This is a genomic window from Streptomyces cinerochromogenes (assembly GCF_014648635.1).
Classification (GTDB): Bacteria; Actinomycetota; Actinomycetes; order Streptomycetales; family Streptomycetaceae; genus Streptomyces; species Streptomyces cinerochromogenes.
In genome coordinates this window covers 31,058-57,350 of the sequence record NZ_BMRM01000033.1, presented here as the reverse complement: position 1 = coordinate 57,350, position 26,293 = coordinate 31,058, and the positions used below count along the sequence as shown (strand labels likewise).

Below are 26,293 nucleotides of genomic sequence, written 5' to 3'. Positions count from 1 at the left end.
CAGGCCGAGGCGTACGGGACGTTCGCCGAGGTGTCGGCGGCGTCGAACCGGTCGAAGGCGGACCAGGACCCCGCCACCTGGCTTCCCTCGGCTGCCGGTCACCGCTGCCAGTACGTCACCGACTGGGTCGCCGACAAAATCCGCTGGGGCCTGGGCATCGACACTGTCGAGCGTGACGCCCTGGTCGGCCAGCTCGACCGGTGCTCCAACACGCCCATCACCATCGCCCTCGCCCGCTGAACGGGCGTTCGTCGCGGTTGCGGGGCGGGTCGTCGGGATGGGGCGGGGCGGGCGGGTTGGTGGTGGCGGGGTGGTGCCAGCCCTGCCAGGTGGGCAGGGGCCAGGAAGGTTCGGCCGTGTTGCCGCTGCCCGCGTCGGCGGGTGCGCTGTGGGGCGGGGGCGGGGTTCATCACTTGTCGGCTTCCTGGTATTCGTCGTAGAACCCGAATCCGGCGGTTGCGGCGGGGCGGGTGTCGTCCTCCGGGGGGAGGAGGAGGGGAGGAGGTCGTCGATGCTGTCGTCCTTTCCGTGCTGCGCTGACTCGCCGGTTATTGGGGTCGGTGCCGTAGTGCGGGTGCCTTGCGGCGGGGACCGGGAGCGTGGTGGCGCGGGCGAGGAGAGCTTGTTCGGTGGTGGGGGCGTGGCCGCTGTGGACGCGGCGCATGAGCTGGTCGAGGGCATCAGCCAGGCCGGCCTCATGCCGCTGGCTGTCGTCCCGGTCGGCGACGGGGGAGGCCTGGCCGCGGTACGGGGCGAGGAGATCGTGGTCGTAGGTGCGGTGGTGGATTGTGATGCCGGCGGGGGTGATGGCCTGTCAGCGCACGGGCAGCAGCTCGAGGTAGTCGCTGCCGGTCAGCGGGACGGGCACGTACCCGGCGACGCGACCAGCGCGGCCCACATCTGGTTTGCGGTGAGGGCCTTTTTCGGCATCATCGGGTGGCGCAGGCCTTCGTGGGGCTGGTGGTGGTAGTGCACCAGCCAACCGTCGAGCAGGTCCTGGAGCTGGGGGACGCTGTAGCAGGCCTCTTGTTCAGTGTCGGGGCCGCGGCGGGTGACGTCGGATCCGGTGTAGCCGGGCAGGTGTTGGCGGAGCAGGTGGTTGAGGGTGTCGAAGGTCCGTCCGACGATGCCTTTGGCGGTAGGGGCGCGGGGCGGGGCAGGCTGGGCGCTGATGCCGAGGTGTTCGCAGGCGGCGGTGAACGCGGCGGAGACGAAGGCTTTGCCGCGGTCGGCGACGATCGTCTCGGGCAGGACGAAGGACCAAGCTGCAGTCCCGGTCAGTCGTTCGTCCAGCGCGGTCGGCCGCTGGTGGGGGAGTGCGGGGGCGTGGTCCAGGATGTCCGGCGAAATTGGGTGGGCGGGGTGCGGAACGGTCATCTCTGCCAGCAGCAGCGCCGCGTCGACGGCCTTGGTCGCATTCGGGCACGGCACGGCGGCGGGGATGGCGCGGGCGGTGACGTCGACGGCGATGGTGGGTTCGGGCCGGGCGAGGCGGCCGGCGTCGAAGAGGGCGAGGACGTCCAGGCGGGTGGTGTCGACCTGGACCTGCTCGCCGGGCCGCAGCGCCGTAGCTGGGGTGAACGCCCGCCCGTCGAAACGCTCACGCCGTCGGACGCAGGCGGAGCGGCAGGATTGCGGCCGGTCGTGGCTGCACCGTCCGGTCCCGGCTCCGGACAGGTGGCGGGGGAGTGACCCGATAGAGCCTCCTGCATGCTCGGTAGCGGCGCGTGATTGCCGTCCAGGGTGTGCAGCTGATCGTGCAACGCGGTGATCTCCGCACGGACACGCTCGCGTTCCTTCTCGACGAGCTCCAGGTCGGCATCGATTTTGGCCGCATAGTCCGTTCTGAGGGTGAGAAGTTCCAAGACCGCTTCCCCTATGACGTCCAGCGTCCCGCAGAAGTGCGCACTCCGGGGGGACGCTAGCGTCCGCACGGCAATGCCCGGCCACTGAGAACGAAGGGGGACCGCTTCTTTGCCCGACCATGCGCGCAACGTGGTCAGTTGTCGTCATCGGCCGACCAGTTGCATATCACGACGGGGTCAGGCGGCGCCGAGTTTTGAGGTGTCTAGCTGCTGCGTGGTTCCGAACACCTCGTCGAATGGGAGGGAGTATCTCGTGGGCACCAGGTGGTAGGGGGAGCCTGAGCCTGCGGTGGGTTGCGGACCTGTGCGGCCCAGTATCAGGACGTCCAGGGGAGTGAGGACGTCGAGGTTGTCGAAGACGTAGCAGATCGGCAGCTGCGTCCATGCGGCGAGCTGGAGGTGCGCCATGACGGCGGCCCGCTCCACCGCATGGCGCTGGGTGATGCGGCTGGTCATGCGGCTCTTGCAGTCGATCAAAAACACCTGCCGGTCCTTGGCGGCCACCCGATCGGGTGTCCACCGCAGCGAACTCTCGGTGCCCCGCAGGGCGACTCGCACCGCCTCTGTCAGCACGCCCTGGCCCCAGGGGCTGACGTCCCATCCGCGCAGGGCGAGTTCCTCAGCGACACGTTTTTCGTGCGCGTCGCCCACGGCCTTCCTTTGCTGAAAGCTCGTCATACCGGCAAGTGTTGCTCTCCTCCTCAACGTCGAAACAACCCGGTGCCCCGTCTCGGAAACGCCTGGCCAGGGGTGTTGGCGGTCGTTGTCGTTCATTGGCGTTCATGGGTGTCCGTCGGTGTCTCCCTGAGTCTCATGGCGTCTCACTCTGCCTCGAAACAACATGACCGGATCTGACCCCTGCCGCCGTGGGCCGGGAGCTGCGGCCCACCTGCCGTGCGTCTTTCATCTCACCGTGGCGGGACGCGGCTTCAAGGTGCTGCCTTCCGCGCCGTTTCGGAGGGACACGAGGGCTGCCAGGTGATCACCTTCCTGGTGTGGCGTTGCTCGGTGCGTCGCGTTGGCAGGCGCAGCAGATCTCGTCGTGTTCCCTGAGGGGCTGCCAGGCGGCCAGGAGACGGCAGCGGAGCAGTTGGTCGAGGAGATCCTCCACCTGCTGCGGGGCGTGACCGCCGAGCCGGGCAAGGACGTCGCCTTCCGGGCTTCCGAAGCCGTCGGACGTGTGGGCCGGCAGGACCAGAGCGGTGAGCTGCACCGCGGGGGACGTCCCGCGCGGCGCGATCAGCTGGACGGGGCGCAGGGCCTGGTGGGATGGGCGGGCGCGGACGCGACGACCGGATGTCTGGGTCTGCGTGTCCGCAGTCTGGAGCCGAGGGAACAGGAGAACCAAGACCACCAGCGGACACGGGGGAGCCATTCCACAGCGGTTCCCGCTTCGAGTGGGGGCGTTGGAGCGTTCCGTGTCTGTGCGGCTCCCTCTGCACGAGGGCTTGCACCTGTGAGGCGTACGTGCACCGCACGGAAGATGGGTGCCACCCGGCCCGGTGTGGTGGTGCACACGCCTCTGGTGTATCCACCGGATCGCGTCGCCGGGCGGGCAGGTGATGTGGTTCCAGCCCGCCTTCGCGGTCAGCGGGCGTGGGGGTGTTCCGCGGGCAGCCCGCCTCTCAACGCCGCCTGATCGCCGAAGCCCGTACCGGGCTACCTGCCGGGCCTGCCGCGCGGGTCGCCTCGGGAAGCGGGTCGGCCCGTCGGGCTACGTCGAGCAGCGCGTGCAGGCCGCGCTCGGCCGCACCGAGCCGGGGCCGCCACTGGGCGACGATGCTGACCGGGCGGATCCGCTCGGTCAGCCGCAACTCGACCAGCTCCCCCTCCTGTAGCTCCCGGGTTACCGCCAGTTCCGGCAGCAGCGTCACCCCGTGCCCGTGTCCGGTCAGCCGAAGCAGTGCTGACAACGAGCCCTGGATCATCGCCAGTTGGTCCCCGGCCAGCAGATCGCGGCCGAAGCGGTCCACCAGCATCTCCGAGGTGCACCCACGCTCGGCCACCAGGAAGTCGTACCGCAGCATGTCTCCGGGCGTCACGACGTCCTTGCGGGCCAGCGGATGGCTCGGCGCCGCGACCAGTACCGTCCGGTCGTGCCCGACGACCGTGTGCGGACCGAGGGCCCCGATGCCGTTGTCGTACTGGAAGACCAGGTCCAACTCGCCTGCGCTGAAGGCCGCTTCCAGTGTCCGCCGGTTGGCGACCGTCAGCTCCGCGTCCACGCCGCTGTCGGTGCCGTTCGCCCCGTACTCCAGCGCGGCGAGCACATCCGGCATCCACACGTGTGCCAGCGACTCCTGCGCCCCGATCCGCAGCCGAGGCCGGTCGCCGCGCGCCGCCCGGCGCATCTGCTCCTCCAGTTCCAGGGCCTCGCGGGCGTGCGGCAGCAGCCGGGCGCCGGCCTCCGTGAGCACCGCCCCGGTGCCCGAGCGCACCAGCACGCTCACCCCGAGATCCGCCTCGAGCCGCTTGATCTGGGCGCTGAGGCTCGACTGCGCGTATCCCAGCGCCTGGGCGGCGGCGGAGATGCCGCCCTGGTCGGCGACCGCGACGAGAGCGCGCAGATAGCGAGAGTCCACGGCGGCAGCATAATCCCCCATCGGACTTTCCGATGGGGGTATCGGATGTGCGGCGTCGCAGGTCCAGGGCCGTTGGCGCACGCTGCGGTCATGACCACAGCCGACTCCCCGACCCGCCCCGCCGGCGTCGCGACGCCGGGGGCGTCTGCCGGGACGCCCGCACCGTCCACGCCGCTCGCCAAGCTGACGTTCGCCGGCATCGCCGCCGGCAACCTGCTCGTCCTGCTCGACACCTCGATCCTCAACGTGGCCGTGCCCGACGTGCAGAAGTCTCTGCACCCGGCCGCCGCCGCGCTGCCCTGGGCCGTCGACGCCTACACCGTCGTCTTCGCCGGGCTGCTGCTCGCCGGCGGCGTCATCGCCGACAGATGGGGTGCCCGGCGCGTGTACGCCACCGCGCTCGGCCTCTTCGCCGCCCTGTCCCTCGTGTGCGCCCTCGCGCCCGACGTCGGCGCCCTCATCGCCGGCCGGGCGCTGCTCGGGGCCGCGGGCGCCGGTCTGGTGCCCGCCTCCCTGGCGCTGCTGATCCACCTGAACCCCGACCCCGCACGGCGCACCCGCGCCATCGGCGCCTGGACCGCGCTCAGCGGCCTGGGAGCCGCCGCCGGACCGGTACTCGGCGGCGCCCTGGTCGAACTCGGCGGCTGGCGGCTGGTGTTCCTCGTCAACCCGCCGATCGCGCTGGCCGCGCTGCTCCTTGCCCGCCGGCTGCCCGTACCGCCGCTGCGTGCCACCCGAGCCCTGGACCGTCCGGGCCTCGCCCTGTCCACCGCCGGGCTCGGCCTGCTCACCTTCGGCCTGGTCGAGGCCGGCACGCAGGGCTGGGGCTCGCCGCAGGCCCTGACGCCCGTCGCGGCCGCACTGGTCTGCTTCGTCGTGGTCGCCCTCGTCGAGCGCCGGGCGGCCTCCCCGGTCCTGCCACCGGCCCTGCTGGCGCTGCCCGGAGTACGGGCCGCGATGGTCGCCGCCGCAGTGTCCTGCTTCGCCTACTTCGGTGGTATGTACATGTTCGCGGTATGGCTGCAGCGCACCTACCGTCTGCCCCCGTTCGAGGCCGGTCTCGCCTCGCTGCCGATCGCCTTCCCCGTCTGTGTCATGCCGTTCTTCACCGGCCGGCTCGTCGCCCGCCACGGCCCCCGCCCGATCCTGCTGACCGGCATGTCCGCCGCCGTCGTCTCCGGTGTGCTGCTGGCCTTCGCCAGGGGTCAGCACCCGCCGCTGCCGCTGATCCTCGCCGCCGAGCTGGCCCTCGCCGCGACCGGCACCCTGTCCATCCCCGGCGCCGCCGCCGCGATGGCCGTCTCCGCCCCTCCGGAGTACGCCGCCACCAGCCAGGGCGCACTCAACGGCATCCGTCAGGCCGGCTCGGCCCTCGGCGTCGCGGTGCTCGGCACCCTCGGCGCGCTCACCGCCTCCGGCTACGTCCTCATCGGCACAGGCCTGGCGGCAGTGCTCCTGGTGGCGAAGGCGACGGCGGGGCCGAGGGCCTGAGTTTCCCCGTTGGGGGCGATGGCGGCGGTGCCGCCCGGCGCCGTGCTGGGTGCGCTGCGATCAAGAGATGATGTCCACCCGTGATCGCAGCGTGGCCGCATCCAGCAAGAACTATCGGTACTCGACGAACCTGCAGGTCGTGATCGACGCCAACAGCCGCCTGGTGGTGGCGATCGGCCTGCCGCTGCCCGGCAGCCGCAACGACGGCCGGGCGTTCACGGAGTTTGGCGTCGAGCGAGCCTGCGCGGCACACCGACCATCGCCGACGGCGGATACCAGGGCACCGGCCCGCTCATCCCGCACCGCAAACGCCGAGGTCAGACTCACCTCAGCCCACAGCAAGAAGCGGAAGACGCCGTCCACCGCCGGGTGCGAGCCCGGGTGGAACACGCCCTGTCGCGGTTGAAGAACTGGAAGATCCTGCGGGACTGCCTGCTCAAGGGCCACGGTGTTCACCGGGCGATGCTCGGCATCGCTCGGCTCCACAACCTGGCCCTCACGGGATAGTCACCGCGCCATACGGGACAACCTCTAGGCCCGCTCTGGCTTTGTTCACGACTCTCGACAGAGGTGGTCCATCACTTCGGGAGGCGCCCTGACGTGGTCGTGTTCGATGTTCATGAGAAGCAGCAGCACTGAACCTCGGCCCCAGCGAGGGCATGGTGAGGGCTCCCGGTAGCGTCACCGGGACACTCGCGCTGAAGTAGAGGGCACCCACTCGTGAACCTGGGCATCGTCGGGCAGGCCGCCGGGTTGTTCGCCGTCAGCAACATCGACGACATCCTGATCCTGTCGCTGTTCTTCGCCCAGGGCGCCGGACAGCACGGCTCCGTTCGCCGGATCGTCGTCGGCCAGTACCTCGGCTTCGCCGCCATCCTCGCCGTGGCGGTCGCCGCCGCGTTCGGCGCCACCTTCCTGCCCGAGCCGGCGATCCCCTACCTCGGCCTGCTGCCCCTCGCCCTGGGGCTCAAGGCGGCCTGGCAGGCGTGGAAGCACCGCGACGACGAGGACGACGAACAGGAGACGACCGAGGGCGGCCCGAAGGCACTGGAGGTCGCCGCGGTCACGTCCGCCAACGGCGGCGACAACATCGGGGTCTACGTTCCCGTCCTCGCCACCGCCGGCGTCGGCGGCATGAGCGTGTACGCGATCGTCTTCCTGATCCTGGTGGCCGTGTGGTGCTTCGCGGGCCGCTTCTTCGCCACCCGCCCCGTCATCGCCAAGGCCCTCAGCCGCTGGGGACACATCCTGCTGCCCCTGGTCCTGATCACCATCGGCCTGCTCATCCTCATCGAGGGCGGCGTCTTCGGCCTGTGAGGCACCTGGAACTCCCAGGCAGGGAGCCCGTTCGAATTCCCACACCGTCCACGCACCTCCCAAACTGGTGCACATGTGCTGTCGAACCTGGTGAGCAGAGCCACCCCGCTCTCAGCACCGGCGCCCGCAGCCATGCGATCCGGCTGCAGGAGCCGCCCACGCGGGTACGTCCTTGCACGGCCGGACCGGGCCCGAACCAACCCGGTCCGGCAAAGCGTCCATCCCGTCGCACCGGAACTCGCCTATGGAGCCGCCTCACCACGAGCACGCCCTTACCGCAGTGCGTAGGTGGCCGCGCCGACGATGGAAGTCACGAAGGTGGAGGCCAGGGCGGCGGGTGCGACGGTGGCGACCGGTGCGCCGCGGCCGACGAGGATCGGGCCGAGCAGCGAGCCGCCCCCGATTTTGTAGATGCCGCCGGCCACGCCGACAGCCAGGGCCAGTGACGTCGTTGCGTGGGGCGAAGGCTGGTGGCGAGTGTGAGGTGGGGCCGGGCGTACGGTCCGCAGCTCAGTGAACTCACCTTCGTGGTGAACAACGACTCGCGACAGGTCGCCTGGCAGCTGTTCGTCGAGTCGGTGACGCGTGTGTCGGTGCAGCGACTCGACGACGAGGACGGCCTGCTGCGGGAGGCCCTGACGTCCCTGTACGGTCTGTTCGCGACCACCCGGGAAACGCTGAAGGTTAGTCGCCCCTCCACTCATGTGAGCGTCGGGATGACCGTGGAGTGCCTGGCCGTGAACTTTCTCAACCTCGAACTGCGTCCGTTTCTGTCCCGTTGGCACCCGCGTCTGCGGGCCTTCGAGGAGGCGTCACCGGGACGTCCCGAGACGGAGTGGCCCCTCGCTGCGGACTGCCGCGCCGAACTGCGGCTGCTCCAGGACAATGCCCGCCACTACCTGTTGGCGTTCGCGCGACTCGCCGGCGTCCGGGACGCTGAAGCGATGATCGACGCACCCTTGGGTCACTGCCCCCGTACCGTGGCGCTGCCCCGTTGACCCGTGAGCAGCTGGCACCCCAGGGAGCCGTGTCCGACCGGACCCGCCTGCCGGGCCGGTACGGTGCTCCTTGTGGAGCACAGAGGACCGTGGACCAGGTACAGCAGTACGACGCCGTACCGCACCCCCCGTTTTCAGGCACACCGTGACGAGGTCACCGGACCTGACGGACGGCGTGGCGACTACGACTGGGTCCAGGCACCCGACCAGGTGCGGGTGGCGGCTCTCGTCGACGGGCAGCTCCTCCTGGTCGAGCAGTACCACTACCTTGCCGGTGCCCTGTGGCAGCTGCCCGGCGGGGCCGTCGACCCGGACGACGACGACGCGTTGAGCGCGGCGCGGCGTGAGCTGGCCGAGGAGACGGGGTACCACGGCGGCACCTGGATCGGGCACGGCTTCCTCCACCCCCTTCCGGGCCTCACCAACTGCCGGGTCCACCTGTGGCGCGTCGACCAGCCGACGTCCGGTCCGACCGCTGCGGAGTCGTCCGAGGCGGACCTCAGGGTCCTCCGCGTCCCTCTGCCGGAAGCCGTCGCTGCCGTACGCGAGGGCCGGCTCCGCTGCGCTCCCAGCGCCGCACTGGTCCTGTCGCTGACGGGCTGAGCAGGACCGTCCACGGGGTGTGGAGGTTGGTTCGCCCCCGGGCTGCGGCGCCCCGGCGTCGGCCCGGGCGAAGCCCGCCGTCCCGCGCGCCGGGCTCTGCCGTCCCGCTGGACGCGGGCCTCGTCGCCGCCGCGGACCATGGCGCCTGGCAGGTCGGTCTATGGGGTTGGTCCGGGGGGGGCTCTCCCGGCGGTTATCAGGCGCCGCAGGGGGTGTTGTTGTTGCGGAGGCTGTGTGTGGTGTCGTTGAGTTGGTAGGAGCGCAGGTCGCTGATGGTGCTGCCTTCGCGTCCGATGCAGACGTGCCGGCCGAAGTAGTTGTCCTTCTGGTAGACGCGTGCGGTGAGGCTGCTGTTGTTGATGATGGAGCTGCCCTCGCCGCGGATGTAGTCCGGCAGGTGCCGCACCGACCCGTCGACGGCGCGTTTGACGTAGGGCTGGCCGTTGAAGTCGATGTCGGACGAGGAGTTGCTCGAGTTGTCCTTCAACGGCCCCGGTGACTACCGGCTGCGCGTGCATGCGCGCAGCCGGGACACCGCCGTCGACCTCGCCCCGGACGATGCCACCGAGTGGTACCTCATCCAGGTATGGCCCGCACCCGTTCAGGAGGCTGTGGTGCTCCGTCGGACCGACAGCTACGGCATCAGCGTTGGAGCGCAGTGACCGTAGCTGCACCGGAGCTGCTGCAGTGACAGCCGTGAGCCCGGACACGGGTCCGGGCTCACGGCCGTTTGCAGCGCCGGCGCTGGACAGGGGCCGAGGTTCTGGAGGTCGGCGGTGAAGCGGGGGAGTGTCTCGTACGCGGGCAGGGTGCCCTTCGGGCAGCACGACGAAGCCCTGCGGCGGTTGCCGGGGGCTGGGTAGGCGGTCGTTCCTTGGCAGTGTGTGTAGGTGGTGCTCGGTGGTGCCCTTCAGGGGGGTTGTCGGGTGCGGCCGGAGAGCGATGACACTGGCTCGCCGACCGGAGCCGCTTCCCGTGTGACGGGCACCTGAAAGGAAAGTTCGGCTGCTGCTCCCGCGCGGCGGGACGTGTGACTTCTCGCACCGTGCCTGAACCGGGCAAGCCCCCCGACCGACTGCCTCTCTTTCTCCTGCGAAGCACAGACTGGCGAAACGGCAGGGGCGCTCCCTGATCATCACCAGCAACAGGGCGCCGAGCGACTGGTATCCGCTCTTCCCCAACCCCGTCGTCGCGGAGTGACTTCTGGACCGGCTGATCAACGCTGGCCACCAGGTGATCAGAACGGCCCAAGCCAGCGGCCCAACAAGCGGCCCAAGGGCCCAGCCGACCCTACCGATCCGAAGCGGTAGCCAACCGCCCAGCCCTGCAGACGGGCCCGTCCCGGACGCGGTGACATGATCCTCTCCGGACCCTGCACGAACCGGAGAGGATCATGTTGCATCTGCTGTCACTGCACTACACGGCCCCGGAACAGGCTGCGGAGCCCTTCATCCCCGGCCACGTCGCCTACCTGGAACGACACCATCAGGACGGCACCTTTCTGGTCTCCGGCCAAACCGTCCCCACGTCAATTGGCGGCGTGATCATCGCCCACGGCGTCGACCGCTCCGCGATCGAGGAGATCACCGCTCAAGACCCCTTCGTCGTCAACAACGTCGCGGAATACACCATCACCACGATCACTCCAGGACGCGTGCACCCTGCCTTGAACGAGGTGCTGAACCCGGGCTGTTGACCCTCACCGGTTGTCGCCACTCACCTCCTCAGCCCTCAGATGACCAGTGCACACCGGACGGGAGGGTGGGGAATTCGCTGACCACAGGGGTGAGGAATTCGCCAGCAGGCGGACGGCCTCCGGGATGCGATGTGATCGTCGACACCGTAGCCGCGCGGCGGAACGATGGGCGGCCCGGACCGCGGGTCCGGCGTATGCGAGCTGTGGGTGGACGTCGAGTGCGGGAGGCGGCCGGATACCGCGCTCCACCGGCTGTACGGCACGGTCACGTACGTCGAGCCCGATACCGGCCGGGTGGGCTTCTCCCCCACCGGCGGCCACCCGGCCGTCGCGCTGCCGGTCCACCGGATCGTCGCGCTCTCCGGCGACCGCCAGCGGCGCGGTGTCGGCCAGGTGCCCGCCCACGAACCGGTGGACAAACGCTGAAGGGATCGCGCCACCGCGGGCTTGCGGTGCTGCCAGAAACCGTGCGGCACCGGGCCGGGCGGCTCATGACGGGAACGGCCTCCTCCGGCAGGGCGGCCGGCGGCATGGAGGTGTCGCGGCGCGCATCCGGCTGACCACCTCCCTGTCGGCGCTGCGCGGCCCTGCCGTGCGCCGGCTGCTCGCCCTGCGGCAGGACCAGAAACTGACGACCCGGCATGTACGGCTGATGGCTCAGTCGTTGGAAGTGACCGAGCGGACGGTGTGGCGGTGGCTTGCCGCTGCCGAGCGTGACGAGGCCGCGGCCGCGGAGCCCGGGGCGCGGGCCCAGAGCAAGGACCGCTTCTCCGTCACTCCGGAAGTGCGCCGCCTGCTGGCCTTGTGGAAGGGCAACGTCGCGGCGGTGCATCGTGAGCTGACCGCTCGCGCGGCCAGGGGCGAGGGGGATCCGCCTCCGTCGATTCCGACGCTGCACCGGGCGATCCGCCGTGATCTGACGCCGGGGGAGCGGGCCGGGCTCGCGGGAGGGGAGCGGGCGATCCGCAAGCACGATGTGTTCCTGGCCCCGCCGCGGGGCTGGCGCAACCAGGTGGGGGAGACCGACCACTTCCAGGTGCCGGTGCTGGTCGACGTCGAGGGCAAGGCCCGCAGGCCGTGGATCACCTGGTTCACCGACTGCTCGACGAACGCGATCACCGGCATCGCGGTCACGCCGGGGGATCCGTCGTGGGAGTCGGTGCTGGCCGCGCTGCGCTCCGCGGTCCTGCGTGAGGAACCCTACGGCCCGTTCGGCGGCGTGCCCGAGAAGGTACGGGTGGACCGTGGTAAGGAATTCCTGTCCCGGACGGTGACCGCCGCGTTCGATCTGCTGGACGTGACGGTGGAGGACCTGCCCGCCTACACCCCGCACCTCAAGGGCACCGTGGAGGGCCTGAACCGGGCGGTGGAGGGCATGTTCCTGGCCGCGCTGCCCGGCTATGCCCGCCAGCCGCGCCCCGGCAAACGGGCTTCCCGGCCGGAGGACGAGGTGCTGCTTGGCTTCGAGGACTTCACCGCCCGGCTGCTGGATTGGACGCTGTGGTGGAACACCGAGCACCGCCCCTCACCGTTGCGGGGCAGGACTCCGCTTCAGGCGTGGCAGGACGATCCCACCCCGCTGCGGGACGTGCCGGCCGCGGATCTGCGGACGTTCACCCTTGAGGACGCCGGTACCCGCACGCTGACCACCCGCGGCATCCGCTTCCGCAGACGCGACTACGTGGGTGCGTGGATGACCGGCCAGGCCGGGATCCAGGTCCGTATCCGTTTCATGCCTCACCACGACCACCGCATCGAGGTCTACCACGCCGCCACCGGCCGCTACCTGGGCCCCGCGGACCTGGCCGACCAGGCCACCGACGAACAGATCAGCGCGTACGAAGGGCGCGGTCCGCTCGCGCACGCCGCCCGAAGAAGGACCTTCAGGCCTCGCAGCGCGAGCGCTACGCCGCCGTGAACCAGCCCGAAGCCCCCCGGCGGCTCGGCGCGCTGACCACCGCGCAGGCCGACGCCGAACTCGCCCAGACCGCCGACTCCGACCTCGCGCAGCTCGCGATGCCAGACCTCATCCCGCACGCCGCGCACGGCCGACTGGCGCACCCCGGCTTCCCTGGCCGCATTGACCACACCAGGGCCGCCCGTCCGGCACCCGTACGGCCGTGACGGCGCCTCCGCCCCGGACGGCCGCGACGGGCGGGCCGCACCTTCCACCACCGATGAAGACGGAGACGCCTCGTGACCGCGGCCACCTACCAGTACGTCGACCTGCCGGACGCCTCCGTGGTCACCACCCGCGCGCTGCTGGCGGCGCGGGAGAACATCACCGACACGGTCGCCGCACGCGCGATGATGTGCATCCACGGCGGTGCCGGCTTCGGTAAGACCCTCGCCGTCAACATCTGCCTGCGCGCACTCGAACCGGGCGAGGACGTCCGCAAGATCACTTTCCGGGCCCGGCCCACGGCCCGTGCGGTGCGCTATGAACTGCTCACCGCGCTGGACCTGGCCGGCGAGCCACCGCGCCACCCCAGCGAGTTCGACCGCCTGCTGAAGACGGCCCTGGCCGAACGCCCCCGCACCTTCCTCGTCGACGAGGCGCAGTGGCTCAACGGGGAGGCGTTCGAATACCTCCGCTACCTGTGGGACGAACCCTCCACCCGGCTCGCGATCATTTTCGTCGGTGGCGCGGGCTGCCACACCGTGCTGCGCCGCGAGCCGATGCTCTCCTCCCGCATCTTCATCTGGCAGCAGTTCACCCGCCTCACACCCGACGAGGTCCTCGAGATCATCCCGCTGTTCCACCCGGTCTGGGCCGACGCCGACCCCAAGGACATCACCTTCGCCGACAGCCACGCCGCACACGGCAACTTCCGCGCCTGGGCCCAGCTGACCGCCCACACCCGCACCGCCCTGGCCCGCACCGCCCTGGCCCGCACCGCCCTGGCCCGCACAGGTCGCCCGCGCGTCGACCAGGAGCTGCTGCGCTGGGCCTTCAGCCGCCTCGCCTGACCACACCGCCCATGCCTCCGCCCCGCCGCACCCGTCCGTCACCGTGGTTCTCGACCGCCACGACGACACGCTGCACACGCACACCGCTCTGGCCGCCCACCATCCGCCGTCCGGCCGGATCACCCTGCACCCCGGCCCGGGCACCACCAGCGAAACCGGCCTCGCCCACGACCTTCTCGCCGCCCTGGGCAAACCACCCCCCTACTCCCGGGCCGCTTTCCCGGCGGCCGCCAGCCCGCCTGGGAAGCCGCCACGGCCTGGATGACCGCCCTGCCCGTCACCCGGCTGACCGTCCTGCGCGCCCACCGCCTCACCGCCCGCCACACGATGCGACTCCTGCAGCTACAGGACCGCACCGGTCTCCACCTGACCCTGGTCTGCCACCGCCCACACCTTCCCGCCGCTCTGCACAAGGCCCTGCGGACGGCCGACTACTCCCTCACCGCCGACTTCGAGGCCGCCCGCCGCCACTACTACGGCACGCCTGTCGCCGAACCCCCGCCCGCAGACGAGCCTGCCGCGCCAGCCAGCCGGTGGCTCATCCTGCCGGCACGGGAACGCCTCGTCTCCTACGACAGCCCCCGCCCCTGCGCCGACCCGTGCACGCCGCCCCCGATCGCCTGGCGGCACCGCCCACCGCCCGTGCCTCTCACCGCGCACACCGCCCAGCGCGTCGCCTATCGGCTGCACGCGGCGAGTGCACACCCTCGCCTGGCCGCAGCCGTCGCCGCCGCACTGTTCACCGGCGCCTCCCTCCAGCAACTCGCCACCGCACGCCCCCGCGACTACGACGACGCCGCGACCACACTCGCCCTGCACGACCGCGCCCGCTACACCGACGGCTGCGCCGCCTACCCCGTACCGCCCTGGGCGGGCATCTTCCTGCGGGCCGCGGCCTGCTTCACCCGGCTCCTTTCCGGCGAGGACCAGGAGCTGCTCGCCGCGCCAGGTGACCGCGGGCACCTGCTGTGCATGGCGGAGACGGCCAGGCTGCGCCCGCCCCAGCCGCCCACAGCCCGCCGCAAAAGCCCGGTCGGACGTGTGGAGTGGGATTGGCGCGAGCGCCAGGAAGCCGAGAGGTATAGAGCGATTCCGGCTGACCGAGCGAAGCCGTCGCGACGCTGACCACCCTGCAGTGCTCGCTCGATGGGCCAGGCTCAGCCGATCGAGAAGTCGGCGAACTCGACGTCGCTGAAAACCACGTGCAGGCCGTGGGCCCGGCGGCCCCACTCGCGAAAGTAGGCGTGCCCCAGCGCACGGGCGAGTATGACCGTCTGCTGCTGCTCGCCCGCGCCGGCATCCCGGGCGGCGAACAGCTCCCGGGCTACCTCTCCCGGCAGGTCCTGGGTGATCCACCGCACCCGCGGATCGTCCGAAGACCCGGCAGGAGCCGTGAACCCAAATCGCGCACGGGTATGGAAGACGAAGCCTTCCGCCTCTGCCTGGGGACGTCGACGGGCCCGTATCCGGGGCTGCCACCGAGCCAGCACCGCTTCCTCGATCGCCCGGACCTGCAGCGGACCGGGCAGACGACGTGCTCCGGACTTCTTCGTCACCCACCGCTGCACAGTGCGCTGCGACACCCCCAGCGCCGTGGCCACCCTCCCGGTAGAACCCTGGTGCGCCACCAGTAAAAACCGCAGGCGCTTGAGGGAATGGGCCGGGTGCGTAATGCGCGCTCCAGTCCCTGCTCGATCTGTCCCACGTCCGCCTCCCCAAGCGACCAGCCGGCACGGACGGCGCCCCCACAGTCCGCAGCGTCCAGTTCTCCCGCATCGCCCGCCCCTGCCTGCCAGTTTCTGCATTCTCGGGACAGCACTGGATGACGCAGGCTAAGAGCCCCCTGGGGGAACCGGCGACAAGCTGGCGGCGTGCGTCAGGACGGACGTTGCCGGCACCCCGGTGCTGTCCTTCGGTACCGAGTCCCACCAAGGTATGAGGCCGAAAAGTCCCGCCGGATGGAGGCCTGGACCGTCCGGATGCCGCACCCATCCAGGCCGTGTGATCCCACGGGGCGGGGCGGCCAGGCGGAGCCGGAGAGAGACGTGCCGGGCAAGACCACACCACTTCCGTCACTGGTGCGCCGCGATGCACCGTCGTCGATTCCTCACGTTCCCCGGGCTGTTGACGGTGGCATGCGTGAGACTGCGAAGGTGCTGAACGGTCTCCTTTTCGCGGTCACTCCGTGGTTGGTCCTGGTCGCAATGGCTCTGTTCGTCGTTCCTGGGCCAGTTCAGCGCTGGGGATCGGCGTCTTTGGAGCGCTTCGAGCGATGGCGTGCCGACTCGGGGGTGCGTCGAGCTGCTCCGCTTCTGACGCAGATGCTGTTGGTGCCGCCGCGCATTCAAGATCGTGTCGGCGGCCATGGGTTGGCCCCGGGGTATGTCGTGCGGTGGTGGCGTGCCCGGCCTCTGGCCGGGCCGTTCAAGATCATCCGGTTTGTGCTGCTGCTGTACATCGTGGGGCACGTCGACGACGTGATCGACTGGGAAGGTTTGCGGTGGAGCGCGGACCCCGGACCGCATCCTGGTGTGAAGCAGGAACTGCTCAGCAGTTTCGTGGCCGTGCCGAGGGCGGTGGTCACCTGGGACTCCTCCGCGATCAGCAGAGTGTCGGCGCTCTCGCTCGTGGTCCTGATTCTGATCGCCGAGGTGCGGGTCATCAAGCGTGTCAATCTGACCAGCTCCGGCAGAGGCACCACACTGGCCGCCTACGACCTTGAGGGCCTCACCGGACGTGCGGACGGGAACAGCGCTCGCATGGAGGACCGACGCTGCTGGCCGGTCGTGGCCCTGCTGACGGTCGCTGCCCAGTGTGCCGCGGTTCTTCGACGCTGGGAGGAAACCCAGCCGGACTGCCAGATCCCACGCGTCTCCGTGCAGCCGGTCGAGCGCGCCATCTGGAGGGCCCACCGCACCCGCCGCGCCAGAGCCAGACGACACAACGAACGGCAGTTCAAAGCCCATGCCGCCCTGGTGGTGGGCGCGCTGCGGCAAGCCGAAGCACGACAGGACTCTAAGCCGGGCCCTGCCCTGGAGGACCTCACCGTGATGCTCCTGACCATCGCCGAACGCTACGAGGGCCGTATCGACGACCTTCTCGACGCAGACCACCTCGCAGGCGTGACTCCGGCCGCACCGAGAGAGCGTCTGCGGGGGATCGTGGTGGGGTTCACGGTCGTCCTGGTGATGGCTGGCGCAGCGTTCCTCGGCCTGCCCGACGCGGCTCTCGTCCCTCTGCTGCCGGTCGTGGTCATCTTCGTCGCGGTCGTAGTCAATCGCGGGCGGATGCCAACCGCGGGGCAGCTCACCGATCTGATCATCCCCCGATGAGCAGCGCCCTCTCCTGAAGCCCGGCGGGGAGCTGATCCACGGTGCCTCCTTCAGAAGATCCATGAAGACCGTGGCCGGACCTCAGCCGATGAGTGGGCGGAGCACGTGGATACCGACGGCTGTGGTCAGACCAACGGCACCGCCGCTGAGGAAGGTGAGCCCTCCCGACAACCAGGCCGATGACGACCGCGATCAGAAGGACGACGGCAACCTGCGGCCCGTACGCCATGCGTACGCTTTCACGGGCGCCACGGGTACGCAGTACGTCTGGTTATGTCCATCGCATGCCGATGGTGGAGAGCTGCTCTACTCGCTCGGGCGACAGCGTCGCGGCTCGACTGCGCTGATTCCCGATCCATGCACCAAGCCGGATCTGCCGTTCCTCCTGGCCCTGGCCGCTGCCGCCCTTCCCGTCGCCGACGACGATCGTTTCGACGTGCTTCCTCGGTACCCGCAGATGTCCTTCGCGCTGGTAGTACTGCGTGGCGGCGGCGAGGTTGAGCGCCCATTTGTCGGCCTGCGTACGGCGCGGTCGCGGCTTTTCGCCGTCGGTGGCGGGCTTGATCCCGAGGACGTGCTCGCACAGCCATTGCTGTGCGCCTGTGAGCTTCTCCCAGCCGAGTCGCTGAGCCCGTACCCACCGCCCCAGGTCCTCGCCCCGGTGCACGACGACGCCCGGCTCCGTCGGCATCTCGCCGCCGGCCTGCAGGTGTTGCCGGGTGAGGTGGAAGGCGCGCTGCCACTCCACCGGCCAGGCCGGGCACCTATGGCGTAGCTGATGGTGTGCTTATTGATCTTGATTGTGGCCTGCTGTTGTTCAGTTGTACTGGGTGGTAGTCCTGGTCAGTCGGTGGGGTTTATGCGGAACGGAGTGTCCGGTGTCCGGGGATACCTGGGTTGAGCTGGGTGTTTGGTGTTGCGCAGTGTGCTGAGCGGTGTGGTGGTTTTTGCTCAGTGTGGTTGGCGCGTCTATAGGTGCCGGTGCTGGCCGGCTGTGGGGGGCTGGGGCGGTGTGGGTGCGGGTTGGTTCAGCGGGTGGTGAGGCGTTGCCAGAGCAGGTCGTGGTCGGCGGGTGCGAGGCGGGTCAGGTGGAGGCGGCGGGCGAGGTGGTGGAGGAAGGCGGTCTGCTGGGTGCGGGTCAGGGGGGTGTGGCGGGGTAGGCGGTCGAGGGTTGTGGCGAGGGTGAGGGTTTCGGGGTAGGTGATCAGGGTCCGGCAGGTCAGGGCGGGGGAGGCCGGGCCTGGGGTGAGGTGGGGGTTGGCGGTGGTGAGCTGGTGCAGGCGGGTGTGCCAGCGGGTGTGGAGGTGCTGGTGGTGGTCGTACCAGCGGGTGGTGATCGTGGTGGCCCAGCTCAGGGAAGCCGTGGTGGGCGGTCGGCGGGCGGTGAGGCGGGCGTGGGTGAGTTCGGGCAGGGTGCGGATGTCGAGGGGGATGCGCTGTCGGGGGTCGCTGGAGGCTTGCTGGTGACGGGTGCAGAGCATGGCCCGGGGCAGGTCGGGCGCGGGGTGGATCCACGCGGGGGCGGCGTGGTGGGGCGGGCGGCGCAGGGTGCAGGCGGTGCAGGCCGGCAGGGGCTGCACGGCGGGGGTGAGGGGCTGCCAGCGGGCGGTGGCGGTGGGGGCGGTGGCGATGGTGGCGGGCGGGGGGCGGCGGCTCAGTGCGCGGTTGAGGTGGGCGGGCGGGATGCGGGTGAAGGCGGCCAGGCGGCGGGCGGCTTCGCAGCTGAGGTGGAGTTCGGTGGCGTGCGGGGCGGCGGGGGTGCCGGTGGCGGTGATGTGCAGGCCGTCCAGGAGGTGGGCGGGGGAGAGGTGGTAGGCGGCGGCGAGGCGGGTGAGGTAGGAGGCTGCCGTTTCGCGGGGCAGCGGTCGCACGCGCAGCGCACCGGGCGGGCTGGGCCACATCGTGCCGGGCCGCACCGCGGGCGTGGGGCGGGTCCGGGTGGGGGCGGTCACCGGCCGGGGCGGGTGCGGCGGGCGGGGGTGCGGGGCCGGTAGTGCTCTTCGGCGAGGTGGTCCAGTGCGATGCTGTCCAGCAGGGTCTTGGTGATGCGCTCGGTGCCTTCACAGATGGCTTCGATGGCGGCCTGGCGGATCAGGCGTGAGAGGCTGCCGATGCGTCCGGCGGTCCGTTCGTGCAGGTACGGCGCCAGCCTGGGCAGGCTGCCGGTGCGGTGCGCGGTGAGGTCGAGGGCCGCTTCCAGGGTGGCGATCAGCTCGCGGAACGGCTCGCGGTGGCCGGCGCGGGCGGGCAGCGCTCCGCAGTCGATCAGAGAGGCGCGTCCGGCCAGCTGTGCGCCGCGTACTCCGCTGAAAACGGCGCTGGCGGTGACATCGATGCCTGCGTAGACGAATGTGGCGCCGATACGTTCGGTGAGGTCCTTGAGCCAGTCGGCGGCCTCCGCGCCGCTGGAGGAGCGCGGGTTGAGCCGGTGGATCTCGTCGATCAGCACGAGCTTGACGCCAGCCGTGGTGTAGGTGTGGCAGACGGCGGTCGTGATCTGCGCGGTGGTCATGCGGCCGGTCACGGGGATGCCGAGGTAGCGGGCGAACTCGGCAGCCAGGGTCTTGGCGGTGGCGCCGGGCGGTACCAGCACGTAGGCGACGGGCACGCTGGTGTCGCCCGGGTGGGCGCGGCGGGTGTGGGCGAGGTGGCAGGTGCGGCCGACCTGGAGCAGCGCGGTGGTCTTGCCGGTGGTGGCCGGGCCGGTGACGATCAGCGACGGCCGGGCTGTGGCCTGCTGGTGGCGGCCGAGGATCATCAGGGTGCGGACCTGGCGTGCCAGGGATTCGATGGCCGGGGTGCGCACGGTGACGAACTGCGAGTGGTAGGCCAGGCGTTCCTCCGCCGAGCGGGCTGCCTGGCCCGGCTGCGGCGGCGTGGGGGGTGCGGCGTGGGCGAACCGGGCGAAGCCGTCGAACGTCGTCACCGTGCCCGCGGCCGCCTCCCCTTCGTTCGGGGGCGAAGGACGGGCAGGGCTCACCACAGTTCGGCCTCCTGGTCGGCGTCGTACAGCGTCAGCGCGCCGCTTCCCGGCAGCGTGAGTGCGCCGGACTCATCGGCGCCGACGTCGTCCCGGTCTTCGGCGGGGGATCGGGCGTCCAGCGCATCCAGGCTGTCCTCCGCCTCCGTTGCGGCCTGGGCCGCAGTACGGTGCGGTGCTGCCGGTTCGCCGCCTGCTGCCTGGGAGGCTGCCTTCCCGGCGCGCGGGCCCGGCGCCGTGGCGGGCACGGCCGGCGGCGCCGGTGTGGTGGGCCGGGTGTGGCGCAGGATCTGGTCGGCGGCCTCGGCGAGGACGGCTTCGTGTGCCTCGCGTTCGGCGCGCTGCTCGAGGGTGCTGCGGATGTGGCGCCAGGTGGTCTCGCTCATGGGCGCGTGGACGTGGTCGCGGTGGATCCACGGGATCTCGTGCAGGTGTCCGTCGGGCAGGCGGAGGTAGATCTGGCGGACGTCGTGCGGGTTGAGGTGGACCTCCCACTTGCCGCCGGGGCCGGTGGGGCAGGACCGTCCTCGGTGTTCGTTGAGGATGGCGTGGTCGTAGGTGCGGTAGTTGATGCGGATGCCGCGGCCGGTGACCGGGTGGAAGCGCACCGGCAGCAGTTCCGTGTAGTCGGCTCCGGTCAGCGGCAGCGGCACATAGCCGCTCGCGCCCAGCAGCGCACCCCACATCTCGCCCGGGGACAGCGCCTTCTTGGGCAGGAAGGGGTGGCGCAGCCCGTCGTGGGGGCGGTGCTGCCAGCACGCGGTGATCCACTCGTCCAGCAGTTCCTGCATCTGGGCCACGGTGAAGCGGGCTTCGTCTTCCACCGCCCCGCCGCGCGCCAGGATGTGGGGGCCGGTGTAGCCGGCGGCGTGCTGGGTGAAAAGGGTGTTAATGCTGCCGAATGTCCGTTCCACGGCGCCCTTGGCGGTGGGAGAGCGGGGCGGGGCGGGCTGCACGCTCACCCCGAGGGATTCACAGGCGGCCAGGAAAGCGGCGGAGAGGAACACCCGCCCGCGGTCGATGACGATCGTCTCCGGCACCACCACCGGCCGCGCCGCCGCCTGTTCAAGCCGCGCGTCCAGGGCGAGGAGCCGGTCGTAGGGGACGGCGGCGTGGGCCAGGCGCAGATGCTCGCCCCAGCCGGGCCGCACCGGGTGGGGCACGGCCATCTCCGCCAGCAGCAGGGCCGCGTCCACCGCCTGGGTGCTCTGCTCGCGCAGCACGGCCGCCACCACCGACCGTGTTGCCACGTCCAGGGCGATCGTGAGCTCCGGGCGCACCGGCTTTCCGCCCTCGCCGATGGCCATGATGTCCAGCCGGGTGGTGTCGACCTGCACCAGCTCCCCCGGCCGCAGCGCCACCACCGGCGTGAACGGCCGCACCGGCACGGCGGTGGCGGTGCGGGCGGGACGCCCCGGGTGTTCCAGCGGATCGGCCAGGACCCGCACCAGCCGGTTGAACGTCGACGGCGCCGGCAGCGCCACCGCGCCCGGACCGTGGACCTCGGCCAGGACCTGCCCGGTCACCTCCCGCAGCCCCTTCAGCGTGCCCGTGGAGCGGCCGCGCTGGCGGCGCAGCGCCTCCAGTACCGCGGCCACCACCCGCTCATCCGCACGCCCGGTCGCGCTCGACGGCTTACGCTGCCGGACCAGGCCCATGACGCCGCCCGTGTGGTAGCGGGCGCGCATGCGGCGCACGGTGGCCCGGCTGACCCGCGGCCAGCCCAGGGCCGCGAGTTCGTCGGCCTTGGCCTGCTCCCGCTCGGCCATCGAGGTGCGCTGCGGGTCGTACTCGGGCCGGGGGGAGCCGGTGCTGCCGGGCCCGTCGGGCAGCCCGGTCTCGATCTCGCGGATGTGCCGCTGCCAGGCCATCGCCCTCTCCCGCTCCCGTTCGGGCACCGCCTCCAAAAGACCCCACGGCGCCGCGGCGGGGACCGGGCAGTCCACCACCGCGAAGGTGGGATCGGCGAACAGCAGCGAGGTCAGAACCGAGGCCGTCTGCCCGTCCTCGTCGACGAGGCGTACCGAGGCCCCGGCCACGGCGGCCACCTGCCAGGGGCGGCCCTCGAACGTCACATACGCCCCGAGTTTGACCTGCCGGCGCCGGGCGGCGGCCACAGCGCGGGCCGGGCGGCCGGGGGTGCTCACCACTGTCCGGCCTCCGCCTCGGCGTCATACACCGACAACCCGCCCGGTACCACGGCCACCTTGCCGCCGCTGGCGGTGCCGGGCACCGCACCGCCGGTCCCGCCCCGGGCAGCCGCTTGCCGGGACTGCGCCGCGGCGAGGGAGGGGCCTGCTCTGTCGCTGCCCGGCTGCACACCACCGTCGGCACCGGCACCGGCACCGGCGGCGCGGTGCGCGAGGACCGTGCCCGTGCGGCGCCGAAGCAGCTCGTCGAAGGGCCGCAAGCCGTGCTCGCCCTGCGCCCAGGGCACCGCGTGGAGCTGGCCGTCGGGCAGCCGGACGAAGACCTGCCGCGGGTCATGAGGATGGTGGTGGACCTCGAACCGGTCCCCGCGGCCGCGGTGTTCGTCCAGGCACGCATCGTCGTAGCAGCGCCCGCCCAGCCGGATCCCGGATTCGGTCACCGCGCTCCGCCGGGCTGGCAGCAGTTCGCCGTAGGCCTGCCCGGCCAGCGGCAGCGGCACCCTCCCGGCCGCGCCCAGCAGCACCTGCCACATCTCCTGGGGCGTCAGCCCCGCCCGGGGCAGCAGCGGATGCCGCAACTGCTCCTGGGGACGGTGGTGCCAGACACCAGTGATCCATTCGTCCAGCAGGTCCTGCAGCTGCGGCATGCTCCAGTACACCCCGTCCGCCCGGTCCTCCTGTCCGGCGGTGACGGCCGGCCGGACTGCCACCGCGTGCCGGGTGAACAGGCCGGCGAGCACCTGAAGCGTGCGCAGCGCACCACTGGCGGCGCCCGCCGCCCTCGGCGGGGCCGGCTCCAGGCTGATGCTCAGGCTCTCGCACACGGTCAGGTGCGCCGAGGTGATACCGGCCGGCCCCCGGTCGAGGACGAGTGTCTCGGGGACGGCCGCCGGACGCGACGCGGTGGCCTCGATCCGATCGGGCAAGGACATCAGCCGCTGCACCGGCCCGCCCGCGTGGGCCTGTTCCAGCAGGGCGGGCCAGCCCGGGCGCAGCGACCGGGGCACGGCCATCTCGGCCAGCAGCACCGACAGCTCCACCGGCCCGTCCTGCTCCGCGTGCAGCACGGCGGCCAGCACGCAGCCGCTCGCCTGGTCCAGCGCGGCCGTCACCGCCACCACCACCGGGGTCCCGTCCTCGCCCACCGCGCCGACCGGCAGCCGGGCGGTGGCTACCTGCACCCGCTCCCCGGGCCGCAGCGCGGCAGGCGGGCCACCGGCCCGGCCGCCCGCGGTGGCGGTACGCGCCGCGCTACCCGGCGGCTCGGCCGGATCCGCCAGCGCCTTCACCAGCCGGTACAGCGACGAACGGGCAGGCAGCCGCACCTGATGCGGCCCGTGGGTGTCCGCCACGATCTGCTCCGTCAGCTCAATGACCTGCCGGATGGTGGTCTTCCTCCGTCCTCGGCACCGGCGCAGCGCCTCCAGCACGGCGGCCACCACCCGCTCGTCCGTACGCCCGGTGGGAGACGGGCCCCGCAGGTGGCGCTTGTCGACCAGCCCCCACAGGCCCTGCCGGCCGTAGACCAGCCGCATCCGCTGCACCGTGGCCCGGCTCACCCTGGCCCAGCCCAGCCCCGTGAGCTCCTGGGCCTTGGCCGCTTCCCGCTCGGCCAGGGTGAAGGCCCGCGGGTCGTACTCGGGCCTCGGCGTGCCGCTTCCGGGGCCGCCCGGCAACCCGGTCTCCACCTCGCGGATGTGCCGCAGCCAGGCCAGGGCCCGCTCCTGCGCCGCCAGTGGCACCGCCTCCCACAGCACCGGGGTGACCGGCTGCGCGGCGGGCGCGCCGATCACCGCGAAGCCGGGCGCGACCACCAGACGGGCAGCCAGCACACAGGCGGTGGCTCCATCCCCGGCCACCAGATACACCCGTCCGTCGGCCAGGCCAATCACCTGCCAGGCGCGGTCCTCGAACCGGACCTGCGCACCCACCTCAACGCACCGCCCACCAGGGACGGCCGTACGGTTCCTGCTCACCTCGCGTGCTGCTCCCGCTCCCGCTCCTGCTCCGCGTCGTCCTCGACCGGGTCCGGGCGGCCGGCCGAGACGAGGGTGTGCTCGCCCAGCGGCCGGGTCAGGTCCGCGGTCAGCCGCCCGCTCCACAGCGCGTGGTAGAGCACCGGCAGTGTCGTGAGTGCATCCCCCGCCGCCGTGGCCCCGGCCATCAGCGGCCGCGGCGCGGCGAACGCCTCCAGCACTGCCTGCTCGAGCCCGCCGGCATCGCGGTGGCGGGGATGGCGGTAGCCGGCCAGCCACCGCACATTCGCCGCCACCACCGCATCCGGCGGCCCCAGGCGCCGGTAGGCGAACCCCACCGCCTGACACGCGGCGCCCAGCACCGCGGCGGCGCGCGCGGCCCGCTCCCCGGTCGGCGCCGTGGTGGCAGGGCAGTCGGCCAGCAGGGCGCGCCCGTCGGCGTAGCGGGCGAACACCTGCGGCACCCAGGTGAGCACCCGCCCGCTGTCAGGATCGCGCCAGATCAGTCGCACCGGCCGCGCCGACAGCCCCACCACCTGCGCATCGCGGTCCAGCAGCATCAGTTGCGTGCACATCGCCTGCGAACCGTGCATCACATGCCGCCCGGTCGTGGCCGACCACCACCAGCCCGGCCCCCACCGCCGCCCCGGCACCACCGGGAACGCTGCCACCGGCGCCAACTGCTCGAACTTGACCGCGACGGCCGCCTCCACCCAGCGGCGCTGCACGAGCGTGCCGTCCACACCCGTGAACTCCGCCTCCACCGAGCCGGGTCCCGGTACCCGGTAGACGCTGCCGGCGACGGCGGGTAAGCCGGCCGGCGTGCCGTCCTGGCTGCTGTCGATGATCACGTACTCCACACAACGTCATACCGGTCGCGCCGCGCAGGCGAACCGGCCGGTAACCAGGTCAAGTTCTTCTCGGCTCTCGGCCCCATGCCATGTGCGTGCCCCACGCTGCCACCTGATGCCGCCCGTGTCAGTGCAGGCCCCTGCACCTTCCCGCCCGCCCCGCGAGCAACGTGCGCGCCACGCGGAGCGGCTCTCCGCTGCACAATGAGGCATCTTCAGTCACCCGGAAGGAAGACATGCCGCCGATGCCGCCAACGCGCATCCCTGTGGTCGCAGTGGACACCACAGAGTTCTTCACCGACCTCACCCTCTCGAAAATCGCCTGGTCGCAGATGCGTGTCTGGGCCCTGAAGGGCCATGCCGAGCTATGGGTCCCGGAGGTCGTGATCCAAGAGGCAACGCGGCACTACCGGGGCCACCTCGACGACCATTTGAGGAAGCTGAGCGACGCCGACAACGCCCTGTACGAACTGGCCTGGGACCGGGACAGCCAGTCCTCCGTCGAGCCACGGCACGACGAAGTCGCCGCTCTGCAGAGCGGCTACGAGAAGTGGCTTCGAGCGCGCCTGGACAGGGTCGGCGCGGTCATCCTGCCCCTCCCACGCATGTCCCACGAAGAGATCCTGAGACGCATGCTGCGTGAGGAACGGCCTTTCCGAGCCAAGGGCGGCGGAGGGAAGAAGGGCTCGGACGGATACCGCGACATGCTCATCTGGGCGAGCATCGCCGAGCACGGAGCCGAACGCCTCGGCCCCGACGACACTCTGTACTTCATCACCAGCAACCACAGCGACTTCTGCGAAGACCAGAAGACCAGCACGGTCGCCCGTGCCCTCCTCGCGGACCTCACCGGACAGCCACCGCAGGACAAACAGGTCTACGCCATGGGCTTGCAGCCCCTGGACGGCAAGATCCCGGCGGTACAGCGCCTGGACAGGCTGACGGACCTTGCCCAGATCTTGCCGAAGAGCGCACAGGACACCGCCGAGCTGACGTTCCAGGACCGGCTGGCGACGGATGCTCACCTGCGCACCCGCCTGCAACAGGCTGTCAAAGATGCGTGTGACGAGCTGGCCGGCAGGGAGATCGACGACGTCGACCGGGTCGAGCCGTACGGAGCCGGCCTGGACTTCGACGAACTCCGTCTCCCACTCGACGAGCCACGCCTTGCGGCGATCGACGTGCACCCGGACACCGTACGAGCTGCTGTCTACGGAACCGATCCCGACGCCGAGCCCGCTCAGCTCCTCGCCACCGTCACCGCCGAGGCCGAAGCCCACGTGGAGGGCTTCCTCCACGTCTCCGAGCACGACCAGGACTCCGACTTCTCAGTCTCCCTCGTCAACGACTACACCTACGAAGCGGAAGGCACTCGCCCGGTAGTTCTCCACTTCAACGCCCGCTTCGACCCTGACCACGAGAACACCATCGAGCTCGATCTGGAGAAAGCCACCCCATTGGGCAACTGACGTCCGAGTAGAC

The 26,293-nt window shown here is 71.3% G+C and carries 24 protein-coding genes and 4 pseudogenes; 15 read left to right on the top strand and 13 right to left on the bottom strand.

Features of this window, described 5'->3' with window-relative positions; all coding sequences use genetic code 11:
• Positions 1–30: 30 nt before the first annotated feature.
• Positions 31–240 (top strand): hypothetical protein, encoded by a 210-nt coding sequence (locus tag IEZ20_RS38115; RefSeq protein WP_189307485.1) that lies wholly within the window; start codon positions 31–33, stop codon positions 238–240.
• A 612-nt stretch (positions 241–852) separates the two neighbouring features.
• Here the strand turns inward: IEZ20_RS38115 and IEZ20_RS40640 are convergent.
• The 4 genes from IEZ20_RS40640 to IEZ20_RS38095 all read right to left on the bottom strand — a co-directional run bounded on the left by IEZ20_RS40640 (position 853) and on the right by IEZ20_RS38095 (position 4,447).
• Positions 853–1,431, bottom strand: coding sequence for a TnsB C-terminal domain-containing protein (locus IEZ20_RS40640; RefSeq protein ID WP_308434729.1), 579 nt, complete (start codon positions 1,429–1,431; stop codon positions 853–855).
• A 611-nt stretch (positions 1,432–2,042) separates the two neighbouring features.
• Complete coding sequence (locus tag IEZ20_RS38105; RefSeq protein ID WP_189307482.1) at positions 2,043–2,543, bottom strand: hypothetical protein; 501 nt, start codon at positions 2,541–2,543, stop codon at positions 2,043–2,045.
• A 304-nt stretch (positions 2,544–2,847) separates the two neighbouring features.
• The gene (locus IEZ20_RS38100) at positions 2,848–3,078 is read right to left on the bottom strand and encodes a hypothetical protein (protein WP_189307480.1); all 231 of its coding nucleotides are present in this window, start codon (positions 3,076–3,078) and stop codon (positions 2,848–2,850) included.
• 412 nt (positions 3,079–3,490) lie between these two features.
• Positions 3,491–4,447, bottom strand: coding sequence for a LysR family transcriptional regulator (locus tag IEZ20_RS38095; RefSeq protein ID WP_189307478.1), 957 nt, complete (start codon positions 4,445–4,447; stop codon positions 3,491–3,493).
• Positions 4,448–4,537: 90 nt separating this feature from the next.
• On the opposite strand from IEZ20_RS38095, the gene IEZ20_RS38090 reads away from it, so the two are divergent.
• The 3 genes and pseudogenes from IEZ20_RS38090 (at position 4,538) to IEZ20_RS38080 (ending at position 7,255) form a co-directional block, all read left to right on the top strand.
• The gene (locus IEZ20_RS38090; protein ID WP_189307476.1) at positions 4,538–5,938 is read left to right on the top strand and encodes an MFS transporter; all 1,401 of its coding nucleotides are present in this window, start codon (positions 4,538–4,540) and stop codon (positions 5,936–5,938) included.
• Between the two features lie 58 nt (positions 5,939–5,996).
• Positions 5,997–6,445, top strand: a pseudogene (locus IEZ20_RS38085) (transposase); the annotation flags it as partial.
• 213 nt (positions 6,446–6,658) lie between these two features.
• Complete coding sequence (locus IEZ20_RS38080) at positions 6,659–7,255, top strand: cadmium resistance transporter (protein ID WP_189307474.1); 597 nt, start codon at positions 6,659–6,661, stop codon at positions 7,253–7,255.
• A gap of 278 nt (positions 7,256–7,533) precedes the next feature.
• Here the strand turns inward: IEZ20_RS38080 and IEZ20_RS38075 are convergent.
• Positions 7,534–7,761: pseudogene (locus IEZ20_RS38075) on the bottom strand (sulfite exporter TauE/SafE family protein); the annotation flags it as partial.
• Between IEZ20_RS38075 and IEZ20_RS38070 the strand changes: the two are divergent.
• A complete protein-coding gene (locus IEZ20_RS38070; RefSeq protein WP_189307521.1) occupies positions 7,726–8,253 on the top strand; it encodes a hypothetical protein in 528 nt (175 codons plus the stop codon). The pseudogene IEZ20_RS38075 and the gene IEZ20_RS38070 overlap by 36 nt on opposite strands.
• A gap of 72 nt (positions 8,254–8,325) precedes the next feature.
• Positions 8,326–8,856, top strand: coding sequence for an NUDIX domain-containing protein (locus IEZ20_RS38065; protein ID WP_189307472.1), 531 nt, complete (start codon positions 8,326–8,328; stop codon positions 8,854–8,856).
• Between the two features lie 196 nt (positions 8,857–9,052).
• Here the strand turns inward: IEZ20_RS38065 and IEZ20_RS38060 are convergent, their stop codons facing one another.
• Complete coding sequence (locus IEZ20_RS38060; RefSeq protein WP_229896477.1) at positions 9,053–9,343, bottom strand: peptidase inhibitor family I36 protein; 291 nt, start codon at positions 9,341–9,343, stop codon at positions 9,053–9,055.
• Between IEZ20_RS38060 and IEZ20_RS38055 the strand changes: the two genes are divergently transcribed.
• The 7 genes and pseudogenes from IEZ20_RS38055 to IEZ20_RS38030 all read left to right on the top strand — a co-directional run bounded on the left by IEZ20_RS38055 (position 9,333) and on the right by IEZ20_RS38030 (position 14,647).
• Positions 9,333–9,518 carry a hypothetical protein gene (locus IEZ20_RS38055; protein WP_189307470.1) on the top strand — a complete coding sequence of 62 codons (186 nt, stop codon included), beginning with the start codon at positions 9,333–9,335 and terminating at the stop codon, positions 9,516–9,518. The genes IEZ20_RS38060 and IEZ20_RS38055 overlap by 11 nt on opposite strands.
• Positions 9,519–9,960: 442 nt before the next feature.
• Positions 9,961–10,166: pseudogene (locus IEZ20_RS40935) on the top strand (ATP-binding protein); the annotation flags it as partial.
• Positions 10,167–10,249: 83 nt separating this feature from the next.
• The gene (locus IEZ20_RS38050) at positions 10,250–10,552 is read left to right on the top strand and encodes a YciI family protein (RefSeq protein ID WP_189307468.1); all 303 of its coding nucleotides are present in this window, start codon (positions 10,250–10,252) and stop codon (positions 10,550–10,552) included.
• Between the two features lie 165 nt (positions 10,553–10,717).
• Entirely contained in the window at positions 10,718–10,978 is a 261-nt protein-coding gene (locus IEZ20_RS38045) for a hypothetical protein (protein ID WP_189307466.1), read from the top strand.
• 166 nt (positions 10,979–11,144) lie between these two features.
• Positions 11,145–12,752 (top strand): annotated as a pseudogene (locus tag IEZ20_RS38040) (TnsB C-terminal domain-containing protein).
• A complete protein-coding gene (locus IEZ20_RS38035) occupies positions 12,749–13,522 on the top strand; it encodes an AAA family ATPase (protein ID WP_189307464.1) in 774 nt (257 codons plus the stop codon). Before IEZ20_RS38040 ends, IEZ20_RS38035 begins: the two are co-directional and overlap by 4 nt.
• A 261-nt stretch (positions 13,523–13,783) precedes the next feature.
• Positions 13,784–14,647: a hypothetical protein gene (locus IEZ20_RS38030; RefSeq protein ID WP_229896474.1), complete on the top strand. Its 864-nt coding sequence runs from the start codon at positions 13,784–13,786 to the stop codon at positions 14,645–14,647.
• Between the two features lie 32 nt (positions 14,648–14,679).
• Here the strand turns inward: IEZ20_RS38030 and tpg are convergent, their stop codons facing one another.
• On the bottom strand, positions 14,680–15,327 hold the full coding sequence (tpg, locus tag IEZ20_RS40930; RefSeq protein ID WP_444545272.1) for a telomere-protecting terminal protein Tpg: 648 nt from the start codon (positions 15,325–15,327) through the stop codon (positions 14,680–14,682).
• A gap of 240 nt (positions 15,328–15,567) precedes the next feature.
• Here tpg and IEZ20_RS40225 point away from each other — a divergent pair, with 240 nt between their 5' ends.
• On the top strand, positions 15,568–16,854 hold the full coding sequence (locus tag IEZ20_RS40225) for a hypothetical protein (protein ID WP_229896473.1): 1,287 nt from the start codon (positions 15,568–15,570) through the stop codon (positions 16,852–16,854).
• Positions 16,855–17,125: 271 nt separating this feature from the next.
• Here IEZ20_RS40225 and IEZ20_RS38015 read toward each other — a convergent pair whose 3' ends face one another.
• From IEZ20_RS38015 to IEZ20_RS37990, 6 genes are all read right to left on the bottom strand, one after another.
• Positions 17,126–17,602 carry a helicase associated domain-containing protein gene (locus tag IEZ20_RS38015; protein ID WP_444545271.1) on the bottom strand — a complete coding sequence of 159 codons (477 nt, stop codon included), beginning with the start codon at positions 17,600–17,602 and terminating at the stop codon, positions 17,126–17,128.
• Between the two features lie 280 nt (positions 17,603–17,882).
• Positions 17,883–18,806 (bottom strand): TniQ family protein, encoded by a 924-nt coding sequence (locus IEZ20_RS38010; RefSeq protein WP_189307462.1) that lies wholly within the window; start codon positions 18,804–18,806, stop codon positions 17,883–17,885.
• Entirely contained in the window at positions 18,803–19,837 is a 1,035-nt protein-coding gene (locus IEZ20_RS38005) for a TniB family NTP-binding protein (protein WP_229896472.1), read from the bottom strand. The genes IEZ20_RS38010 and IEZ20_RS38005 overlap by 4 nt, the downstream gene beginning before the upstream one ends.
• Positions 19,831–21,984, bottom strand: coding sequence for a TnsB C-terminal domain-containing protein (locus IEZ20_RS38000; protein WP_189307460.1), 2,154 nt, complete (start codon positions 21,982–21,984; stop codon positions 19,831–19,833). Before IEZ20_RS38000 ends, IEZ20_RS38005 begins: the two co-directional genes overlap by 7 nt.
• Positions 21,978–23,915, bottom strand: coding sequence for a Mu transposase C-terminal domain-containing protein (locus tag IEZ20_RS37995; protein WP_189307458.1), 1,938 nt, complete (start codon positions 23,913–23,915; stop codon positions 21,978–21,980). Before IEZ20_RS37995 ends, IEZ20_RS38000 begins: the two co-directional genes overlap by 7 nt.
• 41 nt (positions 23,916–23,956) lie before the next feature.
• A complete protein-coding gene (locus IEZ20_RS37990) occupies positions 23,957–24,820 on the bottom strand; it encodes a TnsA-like heteromeric transposase endonuclease subunit (RefSeq protein ID WP_189307456.1) in 864 nt (287 codons plus the stop codon).
• Between the two features lie 227 nt (positions 24,821–25,047).
• Here IEZ20_RS37990 and IEZ20_RS37985 point away from each other — a divergent pair, with 227 nt between their 5' ends.
• The gene (locus IEZ20_RS37985; protein ID WP_189307454.1) at positions 25,048–26,280 is read left to right on the top strand and encodes a PIN domain-containing protein; all 1,233 of its coding nucleotides are present in this window, start codon (positions 25,048–25,050) and stop codon (positions 26,278–26,280) included.
• Positions 26,281–26,293 lie beyond the last annotated feature (13 nt).